Raw genomic sequence first — 16,319 nt, forward strand, 5'->3', positions numbered from 1 at the left:
TTTATTGTATACTTCACAATCTCTCATTTTAGAGTTTTATCTAGTTGTGAAAGTATTTTCATACTTATTTTTAGGTATTAACAATGGTTTAATTTACCTAGTTCATCTAGTTAAAGGCCACTGACTTTCTTATGCTTGTTTTAAACCATACAAGAAAAGTAACCCAATAATATTACCCCCCTTAATGAAACTATATTTTTTTTAATTATCTGATAATCGTACTGGTTTTTGTAAGGTAATTTTCGAGGTCCTATATAAAAATTCTAATTTCAATTCGTCTTAAAATTCCAAACTTGTCCAATAGTCACTCCACCTTTTCCATCTTTCACAACTACTTGCCAATAATAATTTGTTGCAGCATTCAAATTCATAATTAAATTATTTATGCTTTGGTTTTCGCCAACTTTAGTTAGTGGAGGATTTGATGTTCCTAAATAAACATCATACTTTAATGCATCATTATCTACATCGCTAGCATTCCATCTCAAATTGACAGTACTGCTAGAAGTCACTAAATTTAATACCGGAAAGATTAAATCTGGAGAAAAAGGCAAATGATTTATAGCTCCAATACCTTCAGTATAAAATTTATAAACAGGAGAAAAATCGCTACTTAAATTCTTACTATCTTTTGCTTTAACTCTCCAATAGTAGGCAACACCTTTTTCTAATGTTACCGTTTTAGTAGTTCCCGAAACAGAAAATGATTGATCTATAGTTGAAAATTGATTGTTTTTTGAAACTTCCAATACATAAGAAACAGTATCTCCATCAGGGTCTGACGAAGCTTCCCATTGAAAATCTAATGTATTTGAGATGCATAATAAATTATTCGTCGGGTATGTTAACGATGACACTTTAGATGGAGCCTTATTTTCTGTTTGTCCACCAGAGTCTGCTCCATCACCTGAACAAGAACATACCAAAATACCTGCAAGTACTATATGTTTTATATTTTTCATCAGACTAATTTTTTATAATTTTAATATTGATAGGTACTTCCCCTAGTACTTTTGCAAAATAAATCCCTACAGGTTTATCTCCTACACTTAGCTCTACTGTTCCACCCATTACAGGATATACTTTTGATGATAATAATTTCGATTGAGTATTATATAGATTGATTGTAATCTCTTTACCTGGAATAGGTAGCGCAAACTGTACGGAACCAGTAGTTGGATTTGGAAATGCCTTAATATAGCCCGAGAAATCAACCGTTTCTAATAGGACTCCTTCACAGGCAATGCTCGATTTTATCTGAACCTTATCTCCTTGATTAACCCCTATTGAAAAAGCATCCGAATAGGTTTCATAAACCATTTTTCCATTTACATCAATGCTAAAAGGTGGTGTTCCTTTTTCTAATTCAACTGCAATCATATTCGAAATCAATGATGATTTACCTGTAATCGTTGTAGCTGCTTCAACCTTTAAACTGTAGCATTGCATAAAGGTTTCGCCCGCAACAGAAATACATAAATTATAAGTTCCTGGACTTACGCCTTCAAGAGTTAAATCATCTGTAAAATTGCTATCAGTACCATTGAAGGTAGCAATGTAGTTTTGTTCTACATCTGGAATAATATTGATTTTTCCATTATTTTCACCAACACAGGTTTCTCCATTAATTGTAATCGTAAATTTATTATCCTCAGCTGTTTTCTCTCTAACTTCCAACAATAAAACAGCTTCAGGCTTCATTGTGAAATCGGCATTTAATTTTTCACCTGTTAATAGATTCACACACGTTATCGCATTTGTAGCTCCTCTTAAGCCAAGTGTTACTGATGCTTGCGTTTTCCCGATGTTAACAATGGATATAATCTCCTTACCATCGATACTAGTGTAAGCTCTCCAAACGCAGCCTTTCAAGCCTAAACTATTCGTTTCTGAGAGTGTTATACTTGGAAATCGATGTTTAGTATCCGCTATATTTTTAGCTTTTACAGCAAAATCTGATAGAGTTGATACTGTAGTTAACACACCTCCTTTATCATTGTTTAAAACCAGCATATGTACTTTTCCGTATTCATCTTTTTTAAGACTCTTAGAGTCCAATATTACAGTACCTCCATTGTCTAGATACAACTGTAAAGCCTCCATTTCAGCTATGGTTGAGGATTCTGTATTATATATAAGTATAACATCCCAGTTAGAATTGGCTTGAGTTTTAATGATATTTTCAGTAGCAAAACCAATAGATAATCCTTCAAAATAAAGACTTTCATAAATATCGAAGATATCGTCCATAAAACTTCCTCTATTTATTGCAGCGCTTTCAGAATAGAATATTCTAATAGGTTGTTTCTTGTGTTGCAGTGCAGAAATATGGTCAGCATTAGCATTTAAATCCATATAAGTAGAAGCAATCTCATTGACAATTCTTGGTTGCTGAACGTTTGACCCTGCATAACCTTTACCTTCTTTAGCTCTAATAGAACCATCGCTTTCTCTAGGCCAATACCATGATTGAGAAACATTCATTCCTTGTAAAGTTGCTAACCAATACGCAGATCTGGCATAAGAAGGACTTAGAAACAAATCTCTAAATGAGCCAGCGGATAAAAAATGGCTTTCAGAGTTATAGTTTATTTTATTGGGGGCAACAGATCTTAAGAAATCATAACTTAATGAAAGTTCTCTCCAGTGATAAGAGTAACGCGCTTCCCATTTTTCTTGGCTCCCCCACATACGTGAATTATGGGTTCCAGCATCATTACCTATTGTACTTGTAATATTTGTTAATTGCTCAAAATCAATACCACTGTGTCTACTTCCTCCTGTAAAGAACCCTGGGATTATTTTAATATGAGATTTACCTTCTGGATCATTTTTCTTAATTTCATCGGCCATAAATTGGTACCCACTTGCAACGCGGTCTTGATTAAATCTGATTAAATCATACCAAACAGGAGTTCCTCTTTCAGATTCGTTAATGGGTAGTGATGGAATAATAACATCATCAAAACTTGTGAAATTTTTACCCCAACGTATATTTAAATTTTCAATGGTTTTATGTTTATCTTTTAGCCAAGTTCTTAAACTGTCCTTTGCATAATCAGAGAATTCAACAACATCCCAAGTACCAGAAATATTCCAATGAGGTTCATTTGTCAACATATACCCTAGTTTGTTGTAGTTTTTTCCTTTTATAATGGGACCAACACCAGCGAGAAGCTTTTGCATAATTTCTCTCATACCAGGACTACTTATGTCATATTTAAAAAATTCACTTCCACCTTTATTGATAGTAGGATATTTTGTTTTTAACCAGTTTGGAACGCTAGTTTGTCCTATAAAAACACCTCCAATAGTCCCTGAAGGTTTACTATTTAAGTCATTTAAAATATAAGAAGCTATGGCGCCACTTTCATTAGCAACGTGACTAGGGGCTGTGTAAAATGTACTTAAATTTCCAAGATATTCATTTAAATTATAAGTACTGGCACTTCCTGGTTTCCATGTATAATCATTTAAAAATACAGGTTTTCCATTTTCAATTAATTCGTTTTTTACTACAGAGACCTTCGACCAATCTATAATAGGTATGGATCTTCTAATGACATCCCCATTAATGATAGCTTTTACTGTGCTTATAGCTTCTTCGACCATCATAATAACCTCACTGCGTTCAAAGGTTGCGAGATGCTCTGCTAAGTTCGCTGCCGTAGTTTGATGAAATGATTGTATTGTTTTTAATAAAGGTTCATTCAATTCTTTATTATTTTCATCCCAGTTAGCATAAAGCAAAAAGATTTTAGCGGTGCTAATAGTCATTTTTTCTTTGGTGACATCAAGACCTTCAGTCTCTGCTTTTGAAATCAAGATTTCAAGCGTATCAATTTTTTTTACTGCATCTTCTTCCGTCCCTTTAAAATCTTCAATATTTATTTTGGGAACTCTCTGGGCATAAGTTATTTGCTGTACAAAAAGGCACATAAAAAAGACCGTAAAATAAGCGGTACTATTTGTTTTCATTAGTTTTTAGGATTAAATCAGTTTGTTATGTTTATTGATAAATACAACCTCTATTAAAAATCGTAACAGAGGGCATTAACCAAAATAAGGTAGAACTATAATCTTGTCTCAAGACCATCAATCATTAGGTGCAAACCCTAAATAGGGAGCTTCTTACAGGGTATTTACTACAGTTCTCAGTTTACGTGCTTGCGTAGATCTTCAGAACATTAATTCAACTCACTATTAACAGGAACTCGAAGATAAAGGTTGAGTCAATTATTTGACGCAACCCTTTCTTTACATTTCTAATTCTTAGTAGCTAGCTTTATTACTGCCAACCTTCATTTTGCCAGCTTATACCATATTTAGCATACCTAAGTTCTTCATTTCTTGGTATGGGCATTACTCTATATTTAGGTTCTGTAACATTACGTTTTTGAACAACAACACGTTCATAGCTTAGATCACTGTTAACCTTCGTAATCTTCATACCAGTAATGATACCTTCCTTTTCATTTTGGATGTTCCAACGACGCAAATCAAAGTAACGTTCTTCCTCGAAAGCAAATTCTACACGGCGTTCATTACGCAAACGTAAACGAAAATCCTCGGGACTCAATCCGGTAGGCAAAGCGGGCATATCAACACGATCACGAACGGCATCAATTGCGCTTTTAGCTTCGGAATTAACACCATTTGCCTCGAATGACGCTTCTGCAAAGTTCAAATACATCTCTGCCAAACGGAAATAAGGCCAAGTACCATCCTTATTTACGTTCTTATTTGACCCCCAATGACTGAATTTTCTTAAATAATAACCCGTATTTGTATATTGTTCATTATTTGTACTAAAGCCATTATTACCTCCAACATATGTTTCAACAGGTTTATTTCCATTTGTTAAATCAAAATTATCACCATTGCAAATGATCGTTGCATGCAAACGCGGGTCTCTATTCTGATATGGGGATTCAGGATCATATAAACCACCATTAGCTTTTAGAGCAGCCGGATTGTAGTTGGGCTGCAGATGCTCATTATCCAGATATGGAGTCTTCTGATTTAAAATAGGCACACCATCGCTTGTTTCATAGGCATCAACCAATTCTTGAGAAGGACAAAATCCAGAAGTAGTAACTCCGTTTGAAGCATTCATAGGTAAACCATATTTTTGCCAAAGATTCAACGTACCGTTCGGATTATAAATATATTCCGTATTGATTCGATTTGAACTAAGTGCGGGATGAATTAAAAACATATCCTGATAAGAATTAAGAGATCCAGCATTTTGATAAGCATTAGTAGCCACCTTATAAATTGAATAATTATGTGACTTTAGAGCAGTTAAACAATCTTTAGTAATAGTTGCAGCTTGTGACCATTCTATTGCATTATTACTAGCCCCATATAAAGCTACTTGTGATTTTAAAGCCATCGCAAAACCCTTTGTCAAAGTACCTTCATTATCGTTATTATTTACACTCCAAGGAAGGTCATCTTCAAGCATAGCCGAATCAATATCAGCTATTATACTTTCTACACAATTGGCGTAACTAGGTCGCACATCTTTAGAATAATCATGATCTAAACTATAAATCTCATTATTCATGGGTAATGGACCGTAGTGTTTCACCAAAAGCCATTTGTAAAATGCACGAGTCAAAAGTACGTTACCTTTCCATATTCCTCTAAGTTCCGGTAACTTATAATAAATATCAGGGTTATAATTAGTTAAATAAATATTACAATTACGAATGCCTTCATACATACCATCATAAATGTTCCCCATAAAATTATTTGACGACGTCATTTGACCATCGTAATATTTCCATTGAGCACTAGCCTGTTTACTAGAAGAACCATCCTGACCTTCATCTGTAAATGCAGCTAAGAAGTTTCCTCCTCTCCAGTTAGCCAATGCGGGAATATGCGACATACATGTATTCACATAATCTCCCGTTCCTCCATAATCAGAAAAAATATAATCATAACTTACACGATTGTCTTCACCATAATCAAATGTATCATTACACGAGGTGAATAAAAGCCCTATAGAAAAAGCTGTTAAGAGTTTTATTTTAAATTTCATCTTTTTAATATTTTAAAATGTTACATTAATTCCTGCAGAAAAATAACGTTGCGTAGGGAAGTTCGTTACATTATTATTTTCAATATCAACATCACCTGACTTTGAATTATCAAAAGTCAATAAATTAACTGCGCTTGCATATATTCGAAGATTACTAATTGATAATATCTTCGTTAATTCACTAGGTAAAGAATACCCAACTTCTATGTTTTTTATTCGCCAAAAGGCTTTGCTTTCGGACCAATAATCATTAGAACGATAGCTTGAACTCCCAGAAAGCGTCAAGGCTGGGCCTGCAATCATACTTCCGTCTGCATATCTTTGAGCCGTCCAGGCATTCTTATTATCAGCAAAGAATGTTCCTTTATTATAGCTACTATAATACCCGACACCATTGTTGAATTTATCAAATTTACCTAAGCCTTGTAATAACATAGAAAAATCAAAGTTTTTAAAACGAAGATTAGCTTCAAAACCCCATTCTACTTGAGGACTACCCGTATCACCCATTTTTACTTGATCAGCAGCGTCAATAGTTCCATCTCCATTCACATCTTTATAAATGAAATCTCCAGGACGAGGTGCTTGTCCTTGATAAACTAAACCTGAGTTATCAATCTCATCTTGAGAATTGAAATAGCCGTTACCATTACTGTAATCAACCTGATAAGCGAAACGCTGGCCTAATCGGTAACCTGTTTTACGATATCTATATGCGTAATCTTCTGGGTTTTGTAATTCCCCTAAATCTTTTACCTCATTTTGATAATACCCCACATGGCCTTTTAATCCAACACCAAAGTCTTTGTTAAACTCCTTGCTCCAACCTAAAGCGGCTTCGAAACCATGGCTATCTATTTTACCCGAATTTATTTTAGCACGATCGTCTGAATTCATACCTATAGTAGAAGGAATAGTTGCGTCAGAAATCAAAATATTATCTGTATTATCAATAAAATAATCGAAGTTTAAAGTAAACATGTTTAAAATTGAAGCATCAATACCAAAATTAGTTTTATATGATTTTTCCCATGTTAGTAATGGATTACCATATTGGTCTTCGATATAAGCTTTGCCTGCATTTTTAATACGTATGGATCCACCACCATGAAAATTATCTTTGTACAAGAAACGATCACCGCCAAAGTTATCATTACCAATTATACCGTAAGAAGCACGAAGCTTCAAAAAGGTAAGAGTATTGTTATCTTTCATGAAACTTAAATTAGACAATACTACTGCGGCATCTGCAGAAGGAAAGAGCCCCCAACGCTCACTTGGTGCAAACTGTTCTGATCCTACATAACTTCCTACGAAATCTGCAAAGAAGAAATTCTTATAAGAATAATTAGCCAAGAAACCATAAGTAATTTTATATTCAGGTAAATCTTCTGTAATGTTATCTCCATTGATATAATCTTCATGGAAGAAAGCATTGGCATGAATACCATGATTTCCAAATTGACGTTTATAATCAACGGCCCATTCATACTCAAAACGTAAATTATTACTTACGGATTTAGCGAATGCCAATGGATTACGAATAGAAGTACCATATTTGAAAAATTCCAAATTATCAACATCAGTTAAGTCACGAGTCCAACGTTCATAATCTGTATTACCCATCATGTTTGAATTAGAGTAAGTATGAAATTTAATCTCACCAAATGTAGACAAACCCTTTATTATACTACCCAAATCAAAATTTAGACCAGAGATCGAAGTCAGATCAAGACTTGTTGTTTTCTTGAAACCGCTTCTATTCAAACGCCCGTAAGTCGGGTTTGTCTCGTTAGTCGTGACAACTACTTTTCCACCAGGATTAGTTTCGCTGACATAGGGAGTTAACGGCCCATAAATAGTAGGAGCCAAATCAAATAAAGATGACATAACACCTGTTTCTCCTCCATTTGCATTGTTAAAGTAATTACGATCTACCGTAGCATTCAACTTTACATAAGCATGAATAAAATCAGTTACTTTTACATTAACATTAGAACGCAAGTTAATTTTATTGCGACCATAATCTTCTAATGCACTTTCTGTGTTGAACGGGCTGCCAATTTTCTGGTAGCCTATACTTGTGTAGTATTTCACATATTCACCACCACCAGTAGCAGAAGCATTAACATTAACACTGCTCAAATCTGGTTTTGTGAACCTTTCATACCAATTGTTGTCAGGATAAAGGTTTCTATCTTCTCCTGAACGAAATTTAGAAATATCCTCAGCAGTATATTTAGCAATACCACCATCGTTTAAACTTGCTTCGTTATATAATTCAGCATAATCACCTGAAGACAGAATATCAGGAGTTTTTAATGCTTGTTGTACCTGATAATCTACACTAACAACAATTTTAGGACGTCCACTCTCACCAACTTTCGTTTTAATAAGAATAATACCCCCTGTCGCATCCATACCATATTGTGCCAATGCGGGAGCATCTTTAAGCACCGTTACACTTTCTACATCTTCAGGGCGGACGGAATTTATACCTAATGCCATTCCATCAACAAGTACTTTAACACCACCACCATTAACAGTAGATTTACCACGAATATTAAATCCGTATGTCTCATTACCAGGCTCACTACTATTTGTAGTAACGTACAAACCAGGGAAACGACCTGCCAAAGCAGCAGAAACTGTACGTTGATGTGTACGACGTAATTCATCCCCGCTGATGGTAACAGCTGATGCCCCTAGTGTATAATTTTCACGACTATCACGCAAAAGAGGAATTACTTGGTTACTATTGGACACATCTCTATCCATGTTTACGTTTAAATCTGTTTGTTCGCTCAACTTTGTGATCAATGTCCTATAGCCAAGCATTTTAAAGGTAAACTCATCGGTACTTTTATATACTCCCAGTATAGTAAAGGTACCATCAGCATTACTTATTGCTCCACGTTCTTCTCCAGATACGGAAACAACTACTCCAGAAAGTGGATGATTATAAACATCCATTATCTTACCGTTCAAACTTTTTATGTTCGTTATATTGGTTGCCTGTGCGCTAACATGTTGCACAGACATAAAGCCTATGAAAATGAAGCATAAAAAACCAAATAAATATTTCTTTAGATTCATAAAATTAAATTTATTAATTTATAATAATGATAATAGATTACTCCCATCCTGGGTTTTGCCACTTTTTACCAGTAACCGATTCTAAACGAATAGCTTCCGGTTGAAGAATAGGACTTAATAGATACTTGGAATCATAAATCATACGTTCTCTCCCTGTCCCTGTCCATGTATTGTTAGTATAATCCCAACCGTCACCACAAATAACACGTTTATAGGTAAAATCATTTATCTCTGGAGTTTTGGTAGGCATCCCTTTTCCATTTACAGTACCGTTATAATCTATCCACATACCAGTAGTCCAGCGAAATTCAGAAACTTCTTCACCCGGATTATGCCAACGGCGAATATCTTCATAACGCCTTTCTTCATAAACCATTTCTATACGACGTTCATTTCTATACTTTAAGCGTAAATCATTTTGACTAGTATATGTAATGTGTGGCATATACACACGATCACGAATAGGGTTAAGTCCAAGTATAAGAGCATCATCTAAATGATTGGATTCTATAGCAGCTTCAGCATAATTCAAATACAATTCCGCTAAACGATAAATTGGGAAGGAAGCCTTCAAAGTCCATTTACCTCTCCTTAGATCTTCAGGACGATATTTATTATCATAATAACCTGTTTTAGTTCGTTTTTTATCGCTTGGATTAATACCACAATTACCGCTATAAAAAGTCCATAAATCGGTCATAACTTTCTTAGAATTTATAGTTTGACTACCATTATAACGAACCGTAGCGTAGAACCGTGGATCTCTGTTTACGTAGGGGTTCTGTTCATCATAGGAAGAAGTAGTGTTGAAATTGGGTTGCAAATGTTTCTCATCTGAATAAGGGTTTTCTAGATCCAAAACATAAGAACCATCAGCCATAGGATAACTATCAACTAACTCCTGCGTTGGGTTTAATCCTGAACGTTTATCACTATTAATGGGTGTACCATATAACCACTGCATGTAATTATAAGTATCGATTTCAGTCCTACTTTCATAAATATTCTCCTTATTGGTAGGATTATCACTATAATCAACCTTTTTACAAAATAATTCACGATAAGCATTTGTCCCATAAAGAGCAGGGTCACTTACCGTTTTGTACAACTCATAATTATGGCTAAGTAATTGATTTAAGCAATCTTTTGTTATCGTTTCTGCTTCTGACCAATAATTTTGACCATTGTTGAACAAGGGGCTACTCATAAAAACAGCAACTCTTGATTTTATAGCATAGGCAATTCCCTTTGTCATTCTACTTTTATCATTAGAATTATTAAAACGCCAAGGTAAATTAGGTTCTTTAACCGCTTCATCTATTTGCTTAAAAATCCATTGGGCACAATCATGGTAACTCATTGAACGATCAAGATCTGCTCCGTCATAACTAGCGGATTTCACTTCACTTATTATTGGAAGAGGTCCGTAATTTTTAATCAACTCTTCATAATAATATACACGCAGAACTTTTACTTCTGCTGTCCATTGCAAGCGTGTCTGCTCATCAGGAACTACGGTCTTTGGATCAGCCATACGGGCCAAAAAGATATTACAACGACGAATATTGCGATTATTCAAGTCCCATAACGTATGTCCTATAAACTGACTATCTGACCAAACTGGGCTTATACCCCAAGTATTTGTAAAACCATCATATTGAGTATTTCCCCAACTATCATAAAAATAACAATTATCAGCCATTGTAATAGGTGGGCCGCTTCTACTTCCACCTTTACTATACTCAAAACCGTGTTTATTCATTGAATCGTAACATGAATTGAGATATGCACCAGTAGTGTTTTCATCAGAGAAAATCTCATCAAGTGAATGTTGTCCTTCAGGCGCTACATCTAAAACATCTTGACAGCTGTTAAAGCCAAAAAGTATTAATATGGTAACGACATAATATGTTTTGTTCATCATCATTTTCTTTGTTTAAAATTAAAATCTAATATTAGCGCCAACACTTATTGTACGTTGAATGGGCATTACAGAACTTGCACTACGTTGCTCTGGATCAACTTGGTCGAAAGGTAATTTACTCCATGTCAGTAAATTTAATCCACTAGCATAGAACCTGAATTCTTGCATGCCGATTGATTTACTCCATTTCTTTGGAAGAGTGTAGCCTATTTGAAAGTTCTTTAAACGGATGAATCTACGGTTAGCTATAAAAAAATCATTTCTTGATACACTACTGTTATTATTTTTAGTAGATAATGCCGGATAAGTAATAGCACCACCTGCATAGTACAATTGACCATCAGCGTTAGTTTCTACCATATCAGGATTAAAAGCATGTTCGTGTACTTTTTGGAATGATAATGTTTGAGCTTGGTTGATACCATAACCATCATAATAATTATAACTATTACCTATACCCTGAAATAATGCACTAATATCAAAGTTTTTATAATTTACATTGAGCGATAAACTGTAATTGTAACGCGGTAGACTTGGTTTACCGATTGGAGAAACATCTTTACTATCTATTATACCGTCTGCAATAGTATTCCCGTTTGCATCAACTGCACCAGCGATATCTTTATAAACAAAGTCACCGACACGAGGCTGAACACCATTGTATTGAGCATAACTGTCTATCTCAGATTGAGAAAGGAAATAACCTTTACCCGGTGAGTTCCAATCAATATTATAACCAAAGTTTTGACCTATTGAGAAACCCTCTTGATTATAACCATAAGCAAACGTAGATCCTTTATCTAATTCATCGCTTTCAATTACTGTATTCTTGTTGTAACTGAAAGATGTTTTTGCAGAGATGTATAAATCTTTATTCAACCTATTCTTGTACCCTAATTCAATTTCATATCCATGGTTATCAACACGTCCCATGTTTACTTTTGGCATAATAGCTGTGGGAACACCTATAATCGTAGATACCGAATTTCTTCCAATCAGGATGTTCTCCCGTCTCTCTTTGTAGTAATCTAAACCCAAGGTCAATTTATTTTTAAAGAAACCTAGATCAACACCATAATTCTGCTTATAGGCTATTTCCCAAGTTAAATCAAGATTACCAATCTGTGACTCGTTCACTGTGTTGCCATTTCCTATATTATTATTTTGCCCATTACCCGCAATTTGATTCATATCCATATATAAGAAACGTTTGCCCCCAATATTATCACTACCAACTTTACCATAAGAAGCACGAAATTTCAATTTTGAAAGAAAATTAAAATTTTTCATGAATTTTTCATTTGTCACCATCCATCCAACAGAGCCCGCAGGAAAAACGCCAAAACGTCTACCTTTTGCAAACTGCTCAGAACCATTATATCCAATATTAAATTCAGCCATATACCTGTCTTCGTAAGCATAACTGGCTCGACTGGCCAAACCAATAACATTATAAGGTAATAAGAACATACTTGAGCCACTCTTAATCTCCTTATTATCACGTTGCATCAAAGCCATGAAACCAACATGGTGTTTCTTTGCAAAAATGCGTTTGTAATTAATACGCCATTGCGCATTTAGTTTATAAGAAAAAGCATAACTTTTATTGGTGTTAATTTTATGGTTACCAAAGTCTGAAGCCTGTATAAAAGTTATAATATCATGCCCTTCTCCAGTAATAGGATCAACCTCTTCATTATTTCCATACGTATATAAGTTGTAACCTGCATTAAAACCATTACCCATTTTACCAAAAACTTCGGTTTGATTATCCGTATCAAATGACACTTGTACATTAGAAGACAGTCCTTTTACCATCCAACCTAAATCAAAATCCAAGGAAGTTGTAGCGTTTAAAGTACTTTGATCACTACGATGAAAACCTTGATTGTTAATCTCACCATAAAGACTTTCTTGGCCGCCCATTAAAGTATTAGGTACTAAACCATAATCTTGTACCATTTGATCGGTAACAAAAGGACCAGGTGTAGTTGATTGTTGGTTAAATACTCGTCCAAAATAATTATAGGCACTACCATATGTGTTATTAAAACTATTAGGTTCATTTACCTTATTGATATATCCTGCTAATTTAATACCTACCTTAATCCAATCATTGGCCTTAATATCCAAGTTAGAACGGAAGTTGTAACGATTTAAGCGGAAAGAAGCATCATAACCCAAAACATCCTTGTCCTCTATTTTTACTACACTACCCTGTTGTGTAAAACCCAAATTTATAAAATACTTCACACGTTCCGTACCACCAGAAAGATTGGCGTTGTATCTACTCTGGGGTGCAAATTGTTTAAAGTACACAGCAAACCAGTCTGTATTAGGATAATAATCACTTACTTGATTTTTGTAATTATCAATTTGTCTTTGAGAATAAGGTAAAGCCAATCCATCATTCTTATAAGATTGATTTACCAAGGCTGCTTGTTCCCAAGAATTATATTTTTTATAGTCTGTAGAGAAATCTTGCCTACCAAATGAAGCAGAAAAACTTAACTGCGGTTCTCCTACGGTACCCATACGCGTTGTAATCAAAATCACACCGTTGGCCCCACGTACACCAAAGACCGCTGTTGCAGAGGCATCTTTTAAAATAGACACATCCATAATCTCATTAGGATCAAGCATTGTGATATTGTCACGAGGTACGCCATCAACTAATATTAAAGGTGATTTACCATTTAACGTACTGGCGCCGCGTAGATATATATCAAAATCCTCTTTACCTGGTTGGCCACTAGATTGCATAACAGTTAAACCGGGGAGACGACCAGTCAAAGCACCGACCAAGTTAGGGGCTGGACTTCGTTTTAGGATATCTGTTCCAACAGAGGAAATAGCTCCAGTTACGCTAACTTTGCGTTGCGTACCGTAACCTACAACTACCACCTCGTCTAAACTTGAGACGGTTTCCTTTAAATTTACTGAAATTGTTGTGCGATAATTAACTCTAATTTCTTGAGTAGCAAAACCAATATAGGAAATAACTAAAACAGCCTTTTCAGACCTAACTTTCAAAGAGAACTTTCCGTTAAAATCAGTCTGTACTGCATTGGTCGTTCCTTTTTCTAGCACTGTAGCACCAGGAATTGATTGCCCATTTTCATCATTAATAACACCACTTACTAAAAAATTCTGATCCACATTCTTTTCTGCGACTTTAATCTTCTTCTTTTTAATGACGACTTGTCTATCTGTAATGGTGTAATCTAAAACTGTATTTGAAAATGATTTATTTAAAATATCTTCGAGTTGTGTTCCTTTTAGATTCAATGAAACCTTGTGGTGATCATCTAGAACTCCATCTTTATATAAAAAGATATATTCACTTTTATTCTGAATTTCTTTAAATAACTCTTCAATGGTTAGATTTTGAACATTAATATCCAGTTTTTTATGAGCATACGGAGAATTGGCATAAACTGAGGTTAAACCACTTGCTATAAATAAAACAAAAGTTCTCATAATTATTAAAGAAACTTTGGTCAACGTCATTTTTGGTCGTTTTTTGGAACGACTAAAGGTTTTATTCATAATTTTGTCTTTTATTTGGTTAGTAATGTTAATTGGTATCGCAATAATATTGCTTTCGAACCTCCAGAAAGTGTTGTCGCACTTTCTGGTTTTTCTTTTTATTCTCTAGCTCTTGCTATGTATTTGTCCTTTCTTTTATTTCCTCCTTCCTTTTTTAATAAAATGATGATGCAGTCCTAAAAAGTGATCAAAGACTAATTTTATAAGACAAAACGGGAGATGTATAGCTTTCTTAAAATAAATCCAAAAACAAATACATGCGTTATCTACTATTTTAGATAATTAACTGTATTTATATCATCTATAAATTCACAATTATGACTTATTAATAATTTTGCTCCCATTAAAAAACTTAAAATGTTTTCTGTAAAACTAGACTACTTGTTAAAAATAACTATATTTAACCCCTACTTAACGGTACTTGTAACCGTTAAATCAACATTAAAAACACCATAAGAATGCTTTCAGACGAAAAAAAACTTATCCTTTGTGAAAATATTATTAAAACTGAATTGTTTCAAAAGGCCCCTAAAAGCTCTGCTTTACTTAAGTATTTAGTAAAGGCAACTTTGGCTGGTGATTTCTTAAAGGAAGACATTATCGATTTAGAATTTTTTGGTGACAAATCAATATCTGACAAAAACAACCCTAGAGTACGTGTTAATGTATATAATCTTAGAAAAAAAATAGAGTTATATTACAAAACAGATGGTCAAGACATTCAATGGAGATTGATTATTGACAAAGGTCAATACAGTGTACGATTTGAAAAGCTAACCCCAAATACTTCAACTTTAGAAAAAATTAAGTTAAAGAATGTCATTCCATATTTACTCCTAGTGGCTCTTAGTATAATTTTTATTTTTAGTAATTTAAAACCAGAACCACCTGTAGTATGGGAATCATTTTTTAAAAATAAAAAAGCAACGACCCTCATCGTAGGGGATGTTTTTGGAATGACAGGAAAAACTATTACAAATAATGAAGGCTGGACTCGTGATTTCTCCATTAATTCAACAGAAGACTATTATGCTTTTATGGAAAATAATTCAGAATTAAAAGAAATAATTAAACCTGCAAATTACACCTATATAACTAGTATGGGAGTCATAGCAGTACAACATGTGGCAAAATTATTTTACGATCTAAATTCCAACTTTGGTATACGTTTTTCTTCCCATATCTCTGTAGATGATTTAAAAAATGGAAACTTAATATATGTTGGCCAATATATAAATAACACCAAACTAACGTCATTATTTAATAATTTTAACCCTTATTTTAAAATTACAAATCAACATCTGATTGTCAGTGGACATCCAAATTTAAAGGATACTATTTACACCACCTACTTTGGTAAAGAAAGTGAAGATTTCTCTATTGTTTCTAGGTTTAAAGGTCCTAAAAACAATGAATGTTTTATTTTCTTCTCAAATCATGATATGGGGGTAAAAGCTACAATTGAACATTTTACAGACAACGAATTCCTGAAAAAATTTAATAAAGAGCATATGGCTGAAAAGGATAATTTCACTGCTATTTATCAGGTCTATGGTAAAGACAGGACAAACTTAGGATTAAAAAGCATACTAGTTGTACCTTTTTAATTCTTTACAGATCAACTCTTTGGACACACTATATTTATTCGTAAGGTCTTGATCATAGTACTTGGTCTTTAAACTAAATAAAAAACAAGAAAGC

The 16,319-nt window shown here is 34.1% G+C and carries 7 protein-coding genes; 1 reads left to right on the forward strand and 6 read right to left on the reverse strand.

Going from position 1 to position 16,319, the window contains the following annotated elements:
* Window positions 1-269 precede the first annotated feature (269 nt).
* The 6 genes from ABZP37_RS16645 to ABZP37_RS16670 all read right to left on the reverse strand — a co-directional run bounded on the left by ABZP37_RS16645 (window position 270) and on the right by ABZP37_RS16670 (window position 14,618).
* Entirely contained in the window at window positions 270-962 is a 693-nt protein-coding gene (locus ABZP37_RS16645; protein ID WP_264618536.1) for a hypothetical protein, read from the reverse strand.
* 4 nt (window positions 963-966) lie between these two features.
* On the reverse strand, window positions 967-3,978 hold the full coding sequence (locus ABZP37_RS16650; RefSeq protein WP_366184324.1) for a beta-galactosidase: 3,012 nt from the start codon (window positions 3,976-3,978) through the stop codon (window positions 967-969).
* A gap of 310 nt (window positions 3,979-4,288) precedes the next feature.
* The gene (locus ABZP37_RS16655; protein ID WP_366184325.1) at window positions 4,289-6,049 is read right to left on the reverse strand and encodes a RagB/SusD family nutrient uptake outer membrane protein; all 1,761 of its coding nucleotides are present in this window, start codon (window positions 6,047-6,049) and stop codon (window positions 4,289-4,291) included.
* A gap of 12 nt (window positions 6,050-6,061) precedes the next feature.
* Window positions 6,062-9,145: a SusC/RagA family TonB-linked outer membrane protein gene (locus tag ABZP37_RS16660; RefSeq protein WP_366184327.1), complete on the reverse strand. Its 3,084-nt coding sequence runs from the start codon at window positions 9,143-9,145 to the stop codon at window positions 6,062-6,064.
* A gap of 37 nt (window positions 9,146-9,182) precedes the next feature.
* Window positions 9,183-11,069: a RagB/SusD family nutrient uptake outer membrane protein gene (locus ABZP37_RS16665; protein WP_366184329.1), complete on the reverse strand. Its 1,887-nt coding sequence runs from the start codon at window positions 11,067-11,069 to the stop codon at window positions 9,183-9,185.
* A gap of 18 nt (window positions 11,070-11,087) precedes the next feature.
* A complete protein-coding gene (locus ABZP37_RS16670) occupies window positions 11,088-14,618 on the reverse strand; it encodes a TonB-dependent receptor (RefSeq protein WP_366184331.1) in 3,531 nt (1,176 codons plus the stop codon).
* A gap of 458 nt (window positions 14,619-15,076) precedes the next feature.
* Between ABZP37_RS16670 and ABZP37_RS16675 the strand changes: the two genes are divergently transcribed.
* Window positions 15,077-16,225, forward strand: coding sequence for a helix-turn-helix domain-containing protein (locus ABZP37_RS16675; protein ID WP_366184333.1), 1,149 nt, complete (start codon window positions 15,077-15,079; stop codon window positions 16,223-16,225).
* Window positions 16,226-16,319 lie beyond the last annotated feature (94 nt).

It is taken from the genome of Flavobacterium ovatum, assembly GCF_040703125.1.
Lineage (GTDB): Bacteria > Bacteroidota > Bacteroidia > Flavobacteriales > Flavobacteriaceae > Flavobacterium > Flavobacterium ovatum.

Coding starts and splice junctions, on each gene's coding strand:
- ABZP37_RS16645 (WP_264618536.1), bottom strand. CDS start 962: ATGAAAAATATAAAACATATAGTACTTGCAGGTATTTTGGTATGTTCT.
- ABZP37_RS16665 (WP_366184329.1), bottom strand. CDS start 11,069: ATGATGAACAAAACATATTATGTCGTTACCATATTAATACTTTTTGGC.
- ABZP37_RS16675 (WP_366184333.1), top strand. CDS start 15,077: ATGCTTTCAGACGAAAAAAAACTTATCCTTTGTGAAAATATTATTAAA.
- ABZP37_RS16655 (WP_366184325.1), bottom strand. CDS start 6,049: ATGAAATTTAAAATAAAACTCTTAACAGCTTTTTCTATAGGGCTTTTA.
- ABZP37_RS16660 (WP_366184327.1), bottom strand. CDS start 9,145: ATGAATCTAAAGAAATATTTATTTGGTTTTTTATGCTTCATTTTCATA.
- ABZP37_RS16650 (WP_366184324.1), bottom strand. CDS start 3,978: ATGAAAACAAATAGTACCGCTTATTTTACGGTCTTTTTTATGTGCCTT.
- ABZP37_RS16670 (WP_366184331.1), bottom strand. CDS start 14,618: ATGAATAAAACCTTTAGTCGTTCCAAAAAACGACCAAAAATGACGTTG.